This is a genomic window from Nocardia yunnanensis (assembly GCF_003626895.1).
Classification (GTDB): domain Bacteria; phylum Actinomycetota; class Actinomycetes; order Mycobacteriales; family Mycobacteriaceae; genus Nocardia; species Nocardia yunnanensis.
In genome coordinates this window covers 7,598,798-7,615,052 of record NZ_CP032568.1, presented here as the reverse complement: position 1 = coordinate 7,615,052, position 16,255 = coordinate 7,598,798, and the positions used below count along the sequence as shown (strand labels likewise).

Below are 16,255 nucleotides of genomic sequence, written 5' to 3'. Positions count from 1 at the left end.
TGGGATCAGCGCCGCTGCTGGTCACCACCGAATTCGGCGCGGCGGCGCGCTTCGTCTACGGCACGAAAACCTGGCACCACGCCGCCATCGCTGTCCTGGGTGAGCCAGCCGCGGGCTTGGAGCCAGCGGAATTGCTCAGCCGCGTCGTCGGCGTTCGCGAACAGCACGATGCCGGCGGTGTCGGTGGCCGCGGCCGCGATGTGCGCCCAGTCCGGGCTGTGGCCGTGCTCGTCGCAGTAGGTGCCGACGAAAGCGGCCACGCGCATGCCGATCTCGTGCCTTTCAGCTTGCGAGATCTGGGTGCCGAAGCGGCGCAGGTAGAACTGGCGGCCGGGGCACAGCGAGCGCGGCGGGCCTGCTTCGGCGAAGGCCACCCAGCCCGCGCTACGGGCACGCCGCATCAGGACCCCGCAGGCGGCCCTGTTCAGGAACTTCATCCCGGTCAGGTCATGCCACCATGCCTTCACCCCGGGCAGGTCCGCCGCCTCGCGCCAGGTCGGCCCCTCACCGTGGGCCGACCAGAACGCGGCCGTGGCATCAGCCAGCAGCGCGCCCACCTGGTCGATATCGCCCGCGGCAATGGCAGTAGGGCTGCCCTTCTCCCGTTCCCGCCACGCAATCTGTTTGGCCTGCTTGCGGGCGGAAAGGTTCTTTTTCCGCTTCCGCTTCTTGGGCACAGACACCGCTACGGGAGCCGACACGCGATACCTCCAAAAGGTCGTCCTACCAGCGTTATTCGAATTCAGGGCGTGGGGATCGGTTCAGCCTGTCCGGGTTTGGTGCAGGCGCACCGCACCACAGGCTCGATGGGGTTGCGGTCCGGACCGAGGACCCAGCCATCTCCGGCGCAGCTGGGGCAGTTCGGGGTCGGCTTGCGGCGGGTGCCGGGCGCGTCGAACAAGGCCGGGGCGGGGTCGGTAGCCGGTTTGGGTCGTCGGCCCATGGGGTCCGCCTTTCGATCACACACACGGGAAGCGGCCCCGAATTCGATCACAGCCGCGTCATCCCCCTGGGGGTGCCCCGATGTGCCTTCCGATGATTCTGGGCCGCCTACGGCCGCGCTGGGGGGCAATGCGGGGGTGTTGATGATCAACTCGGCAGGCCATTCGGCGGCGGGGGCCGGTTCACCGACCAGGGCGATGGTGTGGCCGTACTGCTCGAAGGCCCGCACCAGCCACATGGCGGTTTCGGCGTCGTGCGCCTTTTCGCGCAGGTAGCGGCCCACACGGCCGAACGAGAACCGCAGCAGCTCGATGTCGATGGCGGTCTCGAGCCGCCGCCGCTGCTCGGGTCGCATGCCGATACGGGCCAGGTGCACGGCCACCACAGGTTCGGCCAGCAGCGCCGCGGCCGTCCCCGGCTCAGGATCAGGCTCGGGCTTGGGCTCGGGCTCGGGCTCGACGATGGGCTCCGGGGCCGGGATCGGCTCGGTGTGCGTCTGCTGGATGGGGGAGAGATCTCCGTCCGTCCGTCCGTCCGCTCCGGTCTCGGCGGTCTCGGCGGTCTCGGCGGTCGCGCCCGCGTTAGGTTCCGGACGGACGGAGGGAGTGTTGTTCTTCTTGTAGTTCTTGTTCTTCTTAGGGGTCGGATCAGCCTGAATAGGGTTTTTCCCGTTTAGGTTCTGACCTGCGGTTTTGCTGTGGGTGGGGTGTGATTCCTCGACCACGGCCTCCGACTCATCAGATTCCTCGGCATTTCCGCAGGTCACAGCCAAGACGGGTTTTTCCCGTTTAGGTTCTGAACTGCGGTTTTGCTCCCGCGCCAGGAACTCGGTGTCCGTGATGAAGTACTCCGTCTCGGAACCCAGCGTGCCGTCCGGCCGGCGCTCACGAGTCCGCACCAGCAACCCGAACTCCTCCAGCTCTTTCAGCGCCGCCCGCACAGCATCGGTCTTGCACTTCATGTGCTTGACGATCTGGGGCACCGTGACTCCGTACCCGTTCGTGTGCGAGGCCAGGAAGCCGAAGATCTTCACCGCGTTCCCAGACAGCTCGTCACTGCGGAAGATGGCATTGGCCACCGAGGTGTAGTTGTCAGAGGACATCTCCCCACGGCGAATGCGCCCGTAGTTCATCGCGACACCCCCGCCACCTCGACACGACGCGACGCGCCGATATCGACTCGGCCACAATCCACGACAACAGGAGGGAGGGAGGAAGTGGTCAGCTGGCGCTGCTGACCTGCAAAAAAAATGCTCATGGTCACCCCTTTCCGGGTGCTCCATGAAGCCGTGTGTGATCGAACTCAGACGGGTCGTATGACATCTGTCAGACCTGGCCTGTATCGTCAGCGCCACGACTTCTGGTCTAAAGCCCCTCTCGTATGCGTCGCCAAACACTCACGAGGGGGGCAGCTTTTTGTCTGCGTGCGGTTTCAGTCCGCGTCGCCCAGCCAACCATAGGACTTACATCCATGTAAGTCTGCCGCGCCGGGATCGGCCAGATTCCCACACACTGTGTGAAAGCCCGCCTCGATTGGCGTTTCGGGGCGGGCTTTCTGTTGTCCGATGCGCGAGCCACGACTCTGGGGCCCTGGGCACGCCGTTGTGCCTGCATTCGGGAGGGGTTGCGGGAGCGGCTATTTCACGCGGGTTCCCACGGTCCGACGGTGGTGGTGTAGGTGCGGGACACGATCACCACCGGGTGGTCGGCCACCCCGAGCCGCGGGGCCCAGTCCTCGGTGATGTCGCCTGCGCGGTCCTGCGCGTACTCGATCTCGGGGAACGTCACGAACGGATCCCCCTCGGGGTCGTACTCGCGATACGCGCCGCCGGGGGCCAGGATCGCGAACTCCCGCCAGGTCTGGGCTGGCGGCGCGGGATGCGCGGCATTGAACGCGGCCAGATCCGGCGCGGCCTGCACGATCGGGGCCACGGTGACCGCCCCGACCTCACCGAGGCGGCAGACCTGCCCCGACCAGTCGGCCACGCCGATGTTCTCCGATTCCTCGACCAGGCGGTCCAGCTGGGCCTTGGCGTCGGCCTCGGTGCGGAACAGGTCCGGATCCCAATCGGTTCCGGGGTGGACCGGGCCGTCGGCACTGTAGAGCGCGCCGCCGGGCAGCACGATCACCCAGCGTTCGGCCAGCCGGGACAGCGGGGTGACGGAGGCCAGATGCTCGGCCATGAATTCGCCTCTCTCGATGAGGGTTTCGGTGGTGGTCATGTCCAGGCCGGTCCGTCGGCCTGGACCACGTTCAGCGCGGCGCCGGGGTGCTCGCGCTGGGTGCGCAGCGCGTCCTGGACCACCACGTCGAGCAGGTTGGTGGTGCCGAAGCCCAGCAGGTCCCCGGTCACGGCGTCGTAGATGCGGTAATGGATGTCGGCCTGGACCGCGTTGCGTGCGGGCAGGATCTTGCCTTTCCAGATGTCGCGCAGTCCGGCGGTCATCGGCATTTCCTCTCGGCGTGAGCCTTTGGTCGGGTATTCGTGCATGGCGTCTTCGACACCGCAGAAGATCCGCAGCCAGATACGGCGGGTCGCCAGCGCGGCGCGCCACAACGGCCGCCGCCAGGCGGGCGCGTCCACGGCCTCCCACCAATCGCAGTACGAACACACGCGGTGATCGGTGCTGGCGCGGGTCATCGCTGCTCACCGCCCTTATCGGCCTCCGTCTTGCACACGTGGTGACGGCGGCCGCGCTCCCAGCTGTCCATGGTCTGGTCGATGAGCTGGCGTTTGTTCGGCCCGAAGGTGCCAGGCTCGGCGGCCGCCCAGTCGATGGGCAGCATGGCCAGCTTCTCGGCCAGCTCCCGCAGCTGATCGCGGCACGGGAACCCCAGCGCGGGAATCCGCAAGCCGGTCGGGACATGGATCAGGTTCAACCCGAACGGCCTGATCGTGCCGTCGGCGGTGAGCTTCGGGGTTACGGCGAAATGCCTGGCCACAAGACGGCCGGTCACGCTCACCGTGCCCTCACCGCAGCTGACCCACACCAGGATCTGGTCCTGCGGCAGGTCGGGGGTGTCGGTGCTGGTCATCGTGGGTCGCCTCCGGTGCAGGAGAACGGCGCGCACGACACCGGGGTCGGGGAGACGACCGAGGCCGGGACGGGCTCGCGGTGGCCGGCGGTCAGCAGCCACACGGTGCCGAACAGCGCGGCCGCCACCATCGCGGCCAGCACCGCGACCAGCACGGGCGAGTGCTGGGAGGTACGCCCGACGTGCTTGAGAACGTGGCGGGTGAGCAGAGCAGTCGTCATGCTTCCAGCCCCTTCAGCGCGTGAAGGGCGTTGCGCCACGGATCGTTTGCCGAGGAGTGCTCACCGAAGTCCCGGTGCAGCACCGCCCCGATAGCGGTGGTCATCTCGTCCAGCAGCTCGGCCTGGTGGTCGCGTTCGTCGATCACGTTGCCCAGCGCCGCGTCCAACTGGACGCACTGCGTGCATTCGTTCGGATTGGTCATCAGTTCCTCATTCAGGGGAAGATCGGGGGCGGAACCGGCCAGGGTCGAACTGGCCGGTTCCACCGGTTTTCGGGGGTTGTCAGACGAAGACCACGGAGGCGGGATCGTCGTCGGTGATGACGGCCTGGACCAGCACTTGCGCGATCTGCGGGATATGCGGCACGCACGCCTGGGTCGGGTCGGGCTGGTCCCAATCGATCGGCAGCGCTTCGAGCAACTCGGCCAGGCGCCGCAGGTCGATGCCCTCACCGGTGTCGGTCACCGGGCGGCCGCCGGGGATGTGGATCAGCAGAAACGGGTGACGCTCGGCGTAGCGGACCTCGCCGTCGTCGAAGACCATCAGCTGCGGCGCGATGGCGAAATGGGCGCTCACCTGATCGGCGGTGATCTCGGCGCGGGCACCCCCGGGCAGATCAGCGGTGATGGTGGTCAAAGCCATTGCGGTAGTTCCTTCGCTTTTCGAACGGTGTTCAGGGATGATCTGGGGCGGAACCAGCCAGCTATCTCCTGGCTGGTTCCGCCATTTCCAGGGGTTGATCAGCGGATCTCGGTGGCGACCGAGCCGTTCACGTGCCACGGGGCGTGCAGCGACGGCATCGGGGACGCCGGGGTGACCGGGTAGGCCGAGGTGTTCGGGTAGGCCAGCACCTGATCCATCAGCGCGCCGACCTCGTCGACGGCCCCGGTGATCGACACCGTGCGGTGCCCGTCGGCGTGCACGGAGACGTAGACGCTGACCTCACGCGGGGCGGCGTTGCGGGTGAACAGGGACATGAGAATCGGTTTCCTTCCTGGGGATTTCACTTGGTGGTGGGGATCTGGCGGGCGTTGCGCGCCGCGGCCTTGAGCACCCTGCGGGCGGTGCGCCCGATGCGGCAGTCGTGACGCGAGTGCTTGCGGTGCGCGGCCAGCACGTTGCGGGCCTCGGCCTCGGTCAGGCGACCGGGGTAGGAGCACTCCCACGGCACGACCAGCCACTCATCGGTGAGCGCGTGATATCCGAGCGTCGCCACCGCCCTCACCGCCCCTCGCCGCTGTCCACGGGCACGAACGCCGCCGACAGCAACGCGTCGATGGGCAGCACGGTGGCCCGCATCGGCTCGCTGACCCGGCCGTCGACCTCGTGGCGGACGACCATCAGCTGCACGTGCTCCTCGCTGGCCGCCCCGCCGCAGCGTGCGGATGTCGCTGTCGTGGTTGTCGCGGAACAGCTGCCCGACCGGAATCCGCTGCCCGTCACTGACTTCGAGAACCTGCATGGCCGATCACCGCGCCATATCGGGCAGGTCGAGGGACTGCCAGATGTTCGGGTTCTTGTTCAACTTCATGACGCCGGCGCGGACCAGCGTCGCGCGGGCACGGCCCCGGATCTTGCAGGTGATCTGCCCCGCGCACTCCTTGTGGTCACGCATGACCTGACGGGCCTCGTCGGTGGTCAGCGTCGCCGTGCTGCCACACATCCAGGCCGAGAGCTCCTCGGTGTCCAGGTTCATCGGCCGATACCCCAGATCGGCCGAACACACCTCCGGGCGCTTCCACACGCCATCGGTGTCCATCTCGAGCCGCACCACCTGCAGCTCGGTCGGCCAGGTCTTCGGGATGCCGTAGCGGGCCTCCAGCTTGTCCGCCAGGCCGCGCGCCTCGGCCGCCGCGTCGGCCTCGGCCGCCCACACCGTGGGCTGCTTGGCCCACGGGTCATCCGGCGGCAGCTCGTACGCCTGCCACAGCGACCCGTTCGGCAACTGGATCCCCCACATCGGGGTGTTGACCAGCACGAACGCCGTGGCGCTGGTCTTACCGATCCGGGACACGCCCCGGATGTCGGTGGGGATGAGAGTCGGTGTGCTCATAACCCGCATTCCTTCCGTTCCTTCATTTGCCATATCTGCGATCAAACATCGTTGTGCATCGTATGGCATCTGTTAACATCAGTACAGCGATGCTAACACCTCAACGGTTCGGTAGGCGAGAGATGAAGACAAATGACAACAAGTGCAGCGATCCCGGAACATGTGCGAACACATGCGAACATGGGGGTCATGAGCAGCACCCGCAGAGACCAGCAACCAATGTTCGCGTTCCGGCTAAAGGAGCACCCGGCCAAAGTCGTGCGGGACAAGCTGGCAGTGGAGGCGATCACGGCACAGGCGTTGATGGAGACGCTGGCCCTCGCGTGGGCGACGGGCAAACTCTCGGAGGACGTTCGAGCGCTCCGGGCCGAGATCGCGGCCGATGGCCTTCTGTAGGACCGCAGCTTGAAGTAAGCCCCGCTCTGGAGGACTCGGCCAGTTCGACCCTGGCCGGTTCCCCCGAGTTCTCCTATTCGCCGTTCCTCGGCGCTACCTGCTCGTCGTTCCCCGGCTCTGCGGGGGAGATCGTCACCATCTGCGGCAGCATGCGGTTCTTCGCGCTGATGCTCGACGTAGCCGCGGAACTGACCGAGCGCGGGGTGATCGTGCTCATGCCGTTCCGCGTCGTGCCCGCGGCTGAGCAGGACGGCGAGATCAAGGCCCGCCTGGACCAGCTGCACCTGCGCAAGATCGCCCTGTCGGACCGCGTGGTCGTGGTCACCGATTCCTCGCTGTACACCGGGCCGTCCACCCAGGCCGAGATCGCCTACGCCTTCGACAACGGCAAGCCGGTCAGCTGGGCTCTGCGCGAGACCGCCGGCGGTGTGCGATGAGCCGCCCCGACCGTCAGCCGCCCAGCCCGTTCACCGTGGCCCTGGTCCAGTGCCTCGGGTTCTTCGGCCTGTTCCTGCTCGCGGTGTTCGTCATGAAGGGCCTGATGACGGGCTCCATCAAACCGGCCGAAATCGCCGCGCAGGTCCCGCACTGGAAAGACGCTGTGCTCGAAGCGGTCCCGACCGTCCTCGAAGGCGGCGCGGTCGTGGTCGCTAGCCTGCTGGGCGTGGTCCTGGCGGCCAAACACGGCCGCACCTTCCTGCGGGTCTGGATCACCGTGTGGTGGCGCTACCGCCGCCGCTGGGCCCGCGTACTGGCCAAGGCCGAGCTGACCCAGTCCGACACCAAACACGGCCGGATCGTGCCGACCCTGCGCCAGGTCACCACCGACCGCTACGCCGACGTGCTGACCGTGGCCATGCTGCCCGGCCAGTCCCCCGACGAATGGCACCAGGCCAGCACCGACCTGGCCAAGGCATTCGGCGCGAAAACCGGCACCGTCCGCATGGGCAGCAACTCCGACATCGACCTGGTCCTGTCCCGCCGCGGCGGTGTGCCCGACCAGCTGGCGCTGCCCGCCCCGAAACCGCCGGCGGTCTCGATCACCCTGCCCGGTGCCGATGGCCAGCCCAAGGGCGAGCTGGTGGCGTTCGTGCGGGCCTTCCAACTCCAATTCGGTTGGGCGCGTGTGGTGCCCGTCGACCAGTACGAATGCAACCGGCAGATCAGCCGAATGAGATGGGGAATCCGATGGCAAACGGTGCGCGGGGCGGTGGCGCTGTGAATCCGCTTGTGCCCCTCGGAATCCTGGCCGCCATCGCCGGGGCCTGGCTGTTCGGCGGCATGTTCTACTTCGCGTTCGGACCGCTCGGCCTGGCCGGATTCCTCGCCGTCGTCGCCACCCCCATCGTCGGGCGGGTGTGGTCGAAGGCGTCCAAGGCCAGCGCCCAGCGCCAGGCCGAGGACGACCGTCAGGCCCAGTGGGCGGCGTTCCTGGCCACCTTCGAGCCCGAGCTGCACGAAGTGCTCTACAGGCTCCACGACGAGCGCACCGCCGCCAAGATGTGGGCCGCGATGAGCCTGGGCAGCGTCGGGCGCTGGATCGGCTCCGGCGACAACGCCCGCTGGGAACCGGCCACCTACCCGCACGTGGTGCACATCGAACCCGCCGCGATCGGCGCGCGGGTGCGGCTCCAGATGCTCGCGGGCCAGTCTCCCGACCATTTCGAGAAGCGCCGTGGCGAGATCAAGACCGCCCTGAACATCACCGCGGTCCGGATGGCCGGCGACTCCGGCGAGACGGTCGACCTGGACCTGATGGTGTTCGACCCGCTGCAGGGCATGACGATGTCCCCGCTGATCGACGACGCCACCAACGCCCGCATCGTCGCAGCGGTCAAGGCGGCCCGCAACGACGACGAAATGAACGTCCTGCTCAAGGCAGCCTGCGCGGATCTGCAGCTCACGGTGCCCGTGGACGGGCTCAGCGTCTACGACGACATCCTCATCGGCCCCGATGAGGAAGGCGGCATGCTCACCGTCAACCTGGCCGCCGATGACCACCTGGCCGTCGCGGGCACCACCCGCGCGGGCAAGAGCGTGTTCATCTACAACATCCTGGCCGCGGCCATGCTGATGCGGGACTGCAAGGTCGTGCTGATCGACCCCAACGGCGCCACCAGCCCGCCCTGGTACCAGAGCGCGCACCTGCTGTGCGACACCCGCGACGCCGATGCCGCGGTCAAGGTGCTCGAAGCGGTCATGGCCGAGATGGAGCGACGCCAGAAGCTGCTCATCCAACTGCGCACCGACAAGATCACCCGGTTCACCAAGGACCTGCCGCTGTGGCTGGTCGTGGTCGAGGAAGCCTCGAACTACAAGGACAACCCGAAGTTCATGATCCTGCTGGAGAAGATCTCCGCCCAGGCCGCCAAATACGGCATCGACCTGGTCGTGATCGCGCAGAAGCTGAGCGGGGAAAACGTCCCCACCGCCGCCCGCGCCCAGCTCTCCGGCCGCGTCACCCTGCGCCTGAACGACCCCGCCGACTACCGCATGGTGCACCCCAACGCCCCCCAGTTCGCCGAGGACATCCTGCTCAAGTCCAAGACCCCCCAAGGCGTCGGCATCGCCTCCCTGCCCTGCCACGTCGACCCGGTCCGCTTCCGCGCGCTGTTCCTGCCCATCCAAGCCTGCTTCGTCATCGGCGACATGATCATCGCCGTGCGCGGCGAGGAGCGCCCACTGCCCGGCAGCGAGCCCCTCGCCCTCCCACCCGGCCCCTCCGCCACCCAAGACAGCAACTCCGTAGACACCATCAAGCCTCCGGCCTCGACACCCCGCCCCACCAAGGCAACCGAGGACCGCCCGACTTCGAAGCTCCCGATTCTGCCGAAGCTTCCGCAGTTCGGAGCGGGTAGAACCGTGGTCCCGTTCGACCGCACCGCCCGCCCCGACCCTGCCGAGGACACCGACCTGGACAGCACCGACGACCAGAGCGAAGACACCGGCACCGCATAGCAATCCAATGGCAAATCCGTTGGGAGACAACCGAATTGGCACTAAACTTCATATGAGGTGAAAGCGTGAAATGAATTGAATACCATGAAATAGGTAAAGGAATTACGGAAGAATAATGCCGAGTCGGAATCTGCTCGACACCGACTGATATACTAAGCTCAGTACAACATACAAGACAAAGGAGGAGAGAATCACAATGACTAACGATGAATTCGATGAAACCCCCAGCGAGACAAAAAAGACAAACCTCATGCTCAATCGAAAGAGCATCCGGAATCTGAAACGTCTGATGGCTGATCTAGAAGACGAACACAATTTTCCCCGGGACCTGAAAGAGTCATACTGCTTCAATGCGGCAGTTGATTTGATTATTCAATCCGCATCTCCTGAACTGATTGATCAGGAAGCGAAGGAAAAGGGATACGACGAACAGGAAACTCAGACACTCCACGAGTATTACAAATGGTTCAATGCGCGCTTTGTCGAACTCCTCAAGAAGGACGTTAATACACGCATTCAAGCGGACAAAAGGAAAACGCGACCTTCTTCGAATTCGGAAGACTGAACATATTCGAATGTGGCGAGGTGAATTTATCAATCTCGCCACATTTCGAGTTGTGAAATTGGAAATTGATTTTGAATGCGCGATGGAGGAAAATACACAATATGTATTCTCTAAAAATTGACAATTGCATTCTGAATTTATCTGGAATTCGCAATTTATATATTTACGCAAAAAAATAAATGCGTATTTATTCCCCACCTAGGCGGTCGAGCGGCTGATACCGAAACCTGCGCCCAGCACCGCGATGTCCTCGCGTTTACGGAACCAGGCCAGCACGAACATCGCCTGCCGAAACGGTGTCAGCGCCCGGGCACCGCGGCGGGTGCCCCGGGCTCGCCGTTGGGCGGCCAGCAACCGGGAAACATGGCAGACCAGCTCCCGGGACACGTCGAGCATGGCACGATAGGCGATCACGTGGAGTCCTTCAGGCATCGGAATTCTGTGGGAGAAAACCGGTCTACCTGGGACTCCACGCCTGTGTCCGGGCAAGTCCCGAAACTCCCGAATGCCCGAATCCCTCAAGCACACACCGAAGTTGATGAGATCACCTCACTGTTGGGGCAGTTCCCAGGGGGTCGAGAAGTGATTGTCGAGATCGATGTACAGACAGTAAGGTCCCTGCCCCCCGGCCTGCATGATCACCAACCCGTTGGCGCTTTCGCCCGGTTGGAGGGTGCCGATGCGCAGCGGCTGCGGCGGCATGAACGAGGTGTAGTTTTCGTTGAGCATCGCCCCTCCCAGGAGGGGCAGGAGGTCACCGGCCTTGATCGGACCGCACGGCGGGTAGGTCCACACGAAATTGTCCTCGTCATATTCGAACGGTGCCGAGGATGTATCGGTGACCGTCACGTCGAGGACGATCTTGTGGCCCAGCCCGGTCATGTCGGGCGTGAGCCGATAGGTGTTCAGCGTGTACTTGGCGCTGACTCCATCTTTGTCGGCGACGGTCACGGACTGATCGAGCGGAGTGAGCGGCACACTCGTCGTCACCTTGGCCGTCGAGGAGTCGCTGGAATCGCACGCTGTCAGAGCAAGCCCGACGATCAGCACACACCCCGCGATCCTCGCTCGAACCGACACTTGACCGATCCGCTTCGTCGCCATGTGCCGAGGGTAGGGGTATATGCCCGCCGCGGACCCAGGTTCTGCCGATGACGTAGGGCACGGTCGATCGACGACAGATGCAACGTCGACAAACTCGGGGCCGACGGCCCACCGCTACGCTCCCGCGCCCTCAGCTCCCGATGCAGCGCCGAGGCGTTACCGCGCCAGTACGCCAGCCTGATCCGCAACTGCTCATCGAGCCGGAACCGCTCCCGCTCGTGCGCCATCGGCGTCGCCGCCCGGCGCGCGGCCACCCACCGCCACACCGTCCGCTCCGCCACACCCAGCGTCTGCGCGGTCAACCGCACATGCTCGCTGGTCAGATCCCCGTACTGATCCAGCACGGCCAACCGGTCCACGGCCGCCTGCCGCAAAGCACGACCCGCCGTGTCGACCACCTGAACAACCTTCCGGAAAACTTTGGCCCGCACCACAACCCGGTCAGGCACCACCGTCAGAGCACTGCCAGCATTCGACCACGTACCCGCCGGCAAGAAACCAGGATTCACTGACATTGCCATGACGAATTGCTACTGACATCGTGATGACGAGTCACACTGAGACTTGGCACCCTGTCAGCGGCCAGTTGGAATCCCCCCATGGACGGCCACTTGCTGGGGAGCTGACTGGCCGCCACAGCAATCCGCTGGCGACGACCTTCGTACGATGCGACAGCCCGCCGGCAGAAGCTTGCGTTCAAGAGCGCTTGGCGAAGAATTCCCTCGCTGTCGAGGGAAACCAGAGCAGGGCGACGGTGAGTACCTGCGCGGCGCAGATGATCGGGATCACAGTGTGAAACATCGACGAGGACGACCAGGACACGACGCTGAACACCACCGACAGCAGCTGGGACACCGTGGCGAGTCGACGTGTCCACGGCCGCGCGGTGGCCAGTTTCCACACCAGCAGTGCGCACAGCGACAGGAGGATGCCGTGGAAGACGGCTCCGGAAGTCACAGCGATGTCGGCTGACCGGGCAACCTCGCCCGCGTCGAAATCCGGGTGCTGGGTTGCGATCTGGTTGCGCAGGGCGCTCTGGTCGACGCTCATCAACATGGGCACGACCACATGGCTGATCGCTACGGCGGTCAGCAGTACCCGCGCCGCCTGGATGGACTTCGGGGTCCGCGACACCACGGCCTGAGCTGATCGTTGCATGTCTAGTCTTTCTTTTTCCGGGGGTTCTCCTCGCCCCGCGCTCGGAGCCACCGGGGCCCGGTGCCGGGCTGGGGCTTGGCGCCGGACGTCTTGCCGCGCTGTGCCCAAGCGTGGTTGAGCCGGGTGATCAGAGTCAGTGCGGTGGACACGTCCGCCTCCGGCCAGTCGGAGATGACGTCCGCGAACACGACCGCTCCGGCTTGGATCGTGGTGGTGATCTCCGCGCGTCCGTCGTCGGTCAGCCGCGCGAGGAAAGTCCGGGAGTCGTGCGGATCAGGTTCGACCGTCAGGTGCCCCGCGCGCTCCAGGGCGGCGAGGTGCCGGCTGGTCGCGGACGCGGTGAGACCCAGCTCGGCGGCAATCGTGCTCGGACGGACGGGACCGAGCGCGGCCACCGTCCCCAACACCCGGACCCGGGTCAGATCCAGGCGCCGGGAGATCTGACGGTGTCCCTGGTCGATGAGCTCCATGACCGCACGCGCCAGTTCCATGCGATCATTTCGTTGCGTCATGAAACGACACTAGCAGATCACTCTACATGAGCGGGCATCCAGCTCGGTTGCTGACAACGTGCTAGTTCGTGGTAACTGGCCGCAGACGGGGAGCCGCAGCTGGTCGTGGGTGATCTCGAACTCGCGCTTGGTCTGGAAGACAATGCGGGCCGATGTTTTTCGGCGTTGTGGCGGTGGCGGGGCATCCGAACTCGGGCGATGCTGGGAAGAAGTTTGCGGTGCTGCCGCCGTGCCATCGAGGGAGCTGGCTGATGAACGTGTGGAATCGCATCGAGCAAGGCTCAGGGCCCGCGCTGGTGTTGTTGCACGGGGCCGGCGGCACTGCACGCAACTGGCTGCCGGTGATGGACCGGCTCGCCGATCGCCGGCGCGTAATCGCTCTGGACTTCCCCGGATTCGGCCGCACACCCTTGCCCGAGCACATCGATTTCACGCTGGAGTGGGTGATGGGGCAGCTGGCGACGCAATTCGAGCGGCTGGGCTTGAACGAGCCGGTGGATCTGGCGGCCAATTCGATGGGCGGCTGGTTCGCCCTCGAGGCCGCCCGGCGTGGGATGGCACGCAGCGTGGTCGCTGTCGCGCCCGCCGGGTTGTGGCGCGGCGGCATGCCGACGCTGCTGTTCGCACAGTTCCAGGCGCTGCTGCTCGGCTCATTGCTGACCCGCGGGCCCGGGGCGGCAGTGCTGCGCATCCGGCAGGTTCGCAACGCCGGGCTGGCCCTCGTGGCCCGGTACCCGGAGCGGATTCCCCAGCGCGAAGCCATCGGTATGGTCCGCGACCTCGACCGATCCGCGGTCGCGCTGCGGTTGGCGGTGCATCATGCCCGATCGCTGTGTTTCGAAGGCGGACAAGAGATCACCGTGCCGGTCACCGTGGCCTTCGGCACCCACGACCGGATGCTGCCGGCGGGGGTGTGCCAATCGCGTCGACACCTGCCCGCCCACACCGGTGGGTGAGCCTGCCCGGCTGTGGCCATGTCCCGATGTCCGACGATCCCAAACTCGTCGCGCGCGTGATCGGCGAAGGCATCGACACCACCGGCCATGCGGGCGAGATCGGCGCATGAGCGGGTTCGATGCGATCCGCCCGCGCCTGACGATCCCCGCCATCGCCGCACCGATGTTTCTGGTGTCGGGCCCGCGACTGGTCGTCGCGGCCTGCCGCAACGGCGTGATCGGCGCGTTCCCGACCGTGAACGCACGCACCAGCGAGGAGCTCGCACACTGGCTCAGGGTGATCAGCGAGGCGTCCCGGACTTAGGATGGCAAGTGAGACCGCCCTCCCGTAAGCCGATATCCCCACCGTATTCGAGGTCGACGACTACGCGGGAACCAGCGGGAATCGGACTCCATTTTTGGCTCCATGTTTGAGAGCCCGAATGCGGGAATCTGCAGGAAACAGCGGGAACTGCAGGGCAGTCGCCGAATGGCGAAAACTGCTGGCGGGGAACTAATTCCAGCCTCTGACGGGCCCTCCCGGAAGAGCTCCGACGTACCCACTCTGGTACACCGTGAACCTGGCAATCATCAACGCAGTCTGCGCGGACGCACCTGAGCCACACCGCCCACCCCCACCGCACCTGCCGCGCACCGACCACGTCCCAGCACCCAGATCCAATTCCCAAACGAATAGCCAAATCCCATATGTCAATTGAAATCATTATTGATCGCACATACTCAGCGAATCTACATTTGGACGCAACCGCAAGATTCCGCAAGATGTAGCAACAGATCTAGGATGGGCACCGTCTCATAGACCATCTCGACATCGTCGCAAGGGAGGCTCTTCATGAAGTCCTACGACGATGCTGATCGAGCTCCTCTTGCTGACTGGTGGGAACCCGCCGGATTTTTCCTTTCGGCGAATCAGAAGCATCGGGCCAGCATTGCAATCGCGTATCCCGACCCGCTGCAGGAGAGCCCGGCCGACGACCTCTACTGCGCCGTGGCAACTATCGATGGCCGTGGGCGATTATCCGATCGATCGGCGCTTCGGGTACTCGGTTGGGCTGGCGGTCAAGGTATTTCCATTGCTGTCAAAGACCGTGTGGCGGTTTTAAAGCCATCACCCGACCGCCGATGGACAGTTCGCCTCAACGGGTACCTTGTCCTACCCGCGAAAGTTCGGCACGCGTGCGACCTGTTCACCGGTGACCGCGTACTTATCGCGGCAGCGCTAACGCGCTCTATTCTGGTTGTCTACTCGACGCCTGTGCTCGCTTCAGCGCTCTGGCGCTACCAATCAGATCTCTGGACCTGAGCGTGGCGGACGTCGACGACATCGATTATGCGCTTCGCGTATTGGCTCATCTTCGGAGCGAGCAAGGCTCTGAGTGCGGGCTGCACGGGGAAACCCCGACGTTCGCCGCATACATCAGCCGCCTGCGCGCCGCGCTTCCGGAAACCACAGTCCGGACCTATGACTCGTATTGGCGAGTCCTGGAGCGTGAATGGCCCGATCGTCGTCTTGATTCTCCGACCACCACGGAAATTGACCAACTGGTGAGAAACCGGCGTTGCTCTGCCATAGTCCGATCCAACTATCGCGGCGGGCGCGGGGCAGCGGCAAACATGGTCGCCGCCATCAGGTGCATCTACCGCCACGCCGAATCCGACCGGATCATCCGCCCGTCGGAGAATCCTGCTACGGATGCGGCGAAGCCCCGCAAGCTTCCCAGCACCAGACACGCGCTGACCTTCGAGCAGGTCCGAGAGATCGGCAAGATCGCCTCGACGACAGGGAACGACCAAGAGCTCGATTCGTTGATCGTGCGTCTTCACGTCGAAACCGCTTGCCGCAAAGGCGGGGTCCTGGCACTGACCGTCGATGACCTCAATGTTGACGAGTGCCTCATCAAGCTGCGTGAGAAGGGCGAAACGGAACGCTGGCAGCCGATCTCGCCCTCGCTGATGAGGAGGCTTTCGGAGCATGTGCGCAGACGAGGCGGACCGGCGACGACGAGGCAGGTCCTGCGGTACCGCAATGGAAGGCCGGTCGGGCGTAGCGCTATGACTATCTGACTGGCAGGATTCGGGAACAGCTGGCCTGGGCCGCCACCATGCAGGTCAGCGCACACTGGCTGCGGTATACGACTCTCACCTTCGTCGAACGGGAATTCGGCTACGCCGTTGCCCGCGCCTACGCCGGCCACCTCGAACCCACGCGATCGGACGGCGCCACCTACACCTACGTCCGCGCCTCACTCCCCGAGGTCGCCGAGGCGCTGACCGCGATAACTGGCGAATCGCACCCACTGGCCCGCGTCAACCACGCGGCCCAGAACACCTCCGCCTGATCCGTATGTGATTGA

27 protein-coding genes are annotated in these 16,255 nt (G+C 65.1%); 10 read left to right on the top strand and 17 right to left on the bottom strand.

Going from position 1 to position 16,255, the window contains the following annotated elements:
- Positions 1–5: 5 nt before the first annotated feature.
- From D7D52_RS35865 to D7D52_RS35820, 12 genes are all read right to left on the bottom strand, one after another.
- Positions 6–677, bottom strand: coding sequence for a hypothetical protein (locus tag D7D52_RS35865; protein ID WP_162958807.1), 672 nt, complete (start codon positions 675–677; stop codon positions 6–8).
- Positions 678–742: 65 nt separating this feature from the next.
- Positions 743–2,074 carry a helix-turn-helix domain-containing protein gene (locus D7D52_RS35860; RefSeq protein ID WP_162958806.1) on the bottom strand — a complete coding sequence of 444 codons (1,332 nt, stop codon included), beginning with the start codon at positions 2,072–2,074 and terminating at the stop codon, positions 743–745.
- Positions 2,075–2,582: 508 nt separating this feature from the next.
- Positions 2,583–3,164 (bottom strand): hypothetical protein, encoded by a 582-nt coding sequence (locus D7D52_RS35855; protein WP_120743398.1) that lies wholly within the window; start codon positions 3,162–3,164, stop codon positions 2,583–2,585.
- Complete coding sequence (locus D7D52_RS35850) at positions 3,161–3,583, bottom strand: hypothetical protein (protein WP_120743397.1); 423 nt, start codon at positions 3,581–3,583, stop codon at positions 3,161–3,163. The genes D7D52_RS35855 and D7D52_RS35850 overlap by 4 nt, the downstream gene beginning before the upstream one ends.
- The gene (locus D7D52_RS35845; protein ID WP_120743396.1) at positions 3,580–3,978 is read right to left on the bottom strand and encodes a hypothetical protein; all 399 of its coding nucleotides are present in this window, start codon (positions 3,976–3,978) and stop codon (positions 3,580–3,582) included. The genes D7D52_RS35850 and D7D52_RS35845 overlap by 4 nt, the downstream gene beginning before the upstream one ends.
- Positions 3,975–4,199: a hypothetical protein gene (locus tag D7D52_RS38370; RefSeq protein ID WP_162958805.1), complete on the bottom strand. Its 225-nt coding sequence runs from the start codon at positions 4,197–4,199 to the stop codon at positions 3,975–3,977. The genes D7D52_RS35845 and D7D52_RS38370 overlap by 4 nt, the downstream gene beginning before the upstream one ends.
- Positions 4,196–4,402 carry a hypothetical protein gene (locus D7D52_RS35840; protein WP_162958804.1) on the bottom strand — a complete coding sequence of 69 codons (207 nt, stop codon included), beginning with the start codon at positions 4,400–4,402 and terminating at the stop codon, positions 4,196–4,198. The genes D7D52_RS38370 and D7D52_RS35840 overlap by 4 nt, the downstream gene beginning before the upstream one ends.
- Positions 4,403–4,481: 79 nt before the next feature.
- Positions 4,482–4,841, bottom strand: a complete 360-nt coding sequence (locus D7D52_RS35835) for a hypothetical protein (protein WP_120743394.1) — start codon at positions 4,839–4,841, stop codon at positions 4,482–4,484.
- Between the two features lie 98 nt (positions 4,842–4,939).
- Positions 4,940–5,176: a hypothetical protein gene (locus tag D7D52_RS35830; protein ID WP_120743393.1), complete on the bottom strand. Its 237-nt coding sequence runs from the start codon at positions 5,174–5,176 to the stop codon at positions 4,940–4,942.
- A gap of 26 nt (positions 5,177–5,202) precedes the next feature.
- A complete protein-coding gene (locus D7D52_RS35825; RefSeq protein ID WP_120743392.1) occupies positions 5,203–5,415 on the bottom strand; it encodes a hypothetical protein in 213 nt (70 codons plus the stop codon).
- A gap of 5 nt (positions 5,416–5,420) precedes the next feature.
- Positions 5,421–5,549, bottom strand: coding sequence for a hypothetical protein (locus tag D7D52_RS40075; protein ID WP_281279152.1), 129 nt, complete (start codon positions 5,547–5,549; stop codon positions 5,421–5,423).
- Positions 5,550–5,667: 118 nt separating this feature from the next.
- The gene (locus D7D52_RS35820; protein WP_120743391.1) at positions 5,668–6,252 is read right to left on the bottom strand and encodes a hypothetical protein; all 585 of its coding nucleotides are present in this window, start codon (positions 6,250–6,252) and stop codon (positions 5,668–5,670) included.
- A 189-nt stretch (positions 6,253–6,441) separates the two neighbouring features.
- On the opposite strand from D7D52_RS35820, the gene D7D52_RS35815 reads away from it, so the two are divergent.
- The 5 genes from D7D52_RS35815 (at position 6,442) to D7D52_RS38360 (ending at position 10,171) form a co-directional block, all read left to right on the top strand.
- A complete protein-coding gene (locus D7D52_RS35815) occupies positions 6,442–6,648 on the top strand; it encodes a hypothetical protein (protein WP_162958803.1) in 207 nt (68 codons plus the stop codon).
- Between the two features lie 149 nt (positions 6,649–6,797).
- Positions 6,798–7,085 carry a hypothetical protein gene (locus D7D52_RS35810; RefSeq protein ID WP_120743389.1) on the top strand — a complete coding sequence of 96 codons (288 nt, stop codon included), beginning with the start codon at positions 6,798–6,800 and terminating at the stop codon, positions 7,083–7,085.
- Positions 7,082–7,870: a hypothetical protein gene (locus tag D7D52_RS38365; RefSeq protein WP_162958802.1), complete on the top strand. Its 789-nt coding sequence runs from the start codon at positions 7,082–7,084 to the stop codon at positions 7,868–7,870. The genes D7D52_RS35810 and D7D52_RS38365 overlap by 4 nt, the downstream gene beginning before the upstream one ends.
- Positions 7,867–9,606, top strand: a complete 1,740-nt coding sequence (locus D7D52_RS35805; RefSeq protein WP_162958801.1) for an FtsK/SpoIIIE domain-containing protein — start codon at positions 7,867–7,869, stop codon at positions 9,604–9,606. The genes D7D52_RS38365 and D7D52_RS35805 overlap by 4 nt, the downstream gene beginning before the upstream one ends.
- Positions 9,607–9,802: 196 nt before the next feature.
- Entirely contained in the window at positions 9,803–10,171 is a 369-nt protein-coding gene (locus tag D7D52_RS38360) for a hypothetical protein (RefSeq protein ID WP_162958800.1), read from the top strand.
- 198 nt (positions 10,172–10,369) lie between these two features.
- On the opposite strand, the gene D7D52_RS40520 is transcribed toward D7D52_RS38360, so the two are convergent.
- From D7D52_RS40520 to D7D52_RS35780, 5 genes are all read right to left on the bottom strand, one after another.
- Positions 10,370–10,585, bottom strand: coding sequence for a helix-turn-helix domain-containing protein (locus D7D52_RS40520; protein ID WP_187703078.1), 216 nt, complete (start codon positions 10,583–10,585; stop codon positions 10,370–10,372).
- Positions 10,586–10,720: 135 nt separating this feature from the next.
- The gene (locus D7D52_RS35795) at positions 10,721–11,221 is read right to left on the bottom strand and encodes a hypothetical protein (protein ID WP_120743387.1); all 501 of its coding nucleotides are present in this window, start codon (positions 11,219–11,221) and stop codon (positions 10,721–10,723) included.
- On the bottom strand, positions 11,215–11,796 hold the full coding sequence (locus tag D7D52_RS39695) for a hypothetical protein (RefSeq protein ID WP_246023531.1): 582 nt from the start codon (positions 11,794–11,796) through the stop codon (positions 11,215–11,217). The genes D7D52_RS35795 and D7D52_RS39695 overlap by 7 nt, the downstream gene beginning before the upstream one ends.
- A gap of 175 nt (positions 11,797–11,971) precedes the next feature.
- The gene (locus tag D7D52_RS35785) at positions 11,972–12,433 is read right to left on the bottom strand and encodes a hypothetical protein (RefSeq protein WP_162958799.1); all 462 of its coding nucleotides are present in this window, start codon (positions 12,431–12,433) and stop codon (positions 11,972–11,974) included.
- Positions 12,434–12,435: 2 nt separating this feature from the next.
- Complete coding sequence (locus D7D52_RS35780) at positions 12,436–12,945, bottom strand: MarR family winged helix-turn-helix transcriptional regulator (RefSeq protein WP_120743385.1); 510 nt, start codon at positions 12,943–12,945, stop codon at positions 12,436–12,438.
- Between the two features lie 251 nt (positions 12,946–13,196).
- On the opposite strand from D7D52_RS35780, the gene D7D52_RS35775 reads away from it, so the two are divergent.
- From D7D52_RS35775 to D7D52_RS38875, 5 genes are all read left to right on the top strand, one after another.
- Entirely contained in the window at positions 13,197–13,901 is a 705-nt protein-coding gene (locus tag D7D52_RS35775; protein ID WP_162958798.1) for an alpha/beta hydrolase, read from the top strand.
- A gap of 106 nt (positions 13,902–14,007) precedes the next feature.
- Positions 14,008–14,205 (top strand): hypothetical protein, encoded by a 198-nt coding sequence (locus tag D7D52_RS35770; protein ID WP_342775216.1) that lies wholly within the window; start codon positions 14,008–14,010, stop codon positions 14,203–14,205.
- A gap of 528 nt (positions 14,206–14,733) precedes the next feature.
- A complete protein-coding gene (locus tag D7D52_RS38355; protein WP_162958797.1) occupies positions 14,734–15,204 on the top strand; it encodes a hypothetical protein in 471 nt (156 codons plus the stop codon).
- 2 nt (positions 15,205–15,206) lie between these two features.
- Positions 15,207–15,965: a tyrosine-type recombinase/integrase gene (locus D7D52_RS38880; protein ID WP_222932739.1), complete on the top strand. Its 759-nt coding sequence runs from the start codon at positions 15,207–15,209 to the stop codon at positions 15,963–15,965.
- Positions 15,966–16,003: 38 nt separating this feature from the next.
- On the top strand, positions 16,004–16,240 hold the full coding sequence (locus D7D52_RS38875; RefSeq protein WP_222932738.1) for a hypothetical protein: 237 nt from the start codon (positions 16,004–16,006) through the stop codon (positions 16,238–16,240).
- The last annotated feature ends 15 nt before the right edge of the window (positions 16,241–16,255 follow it).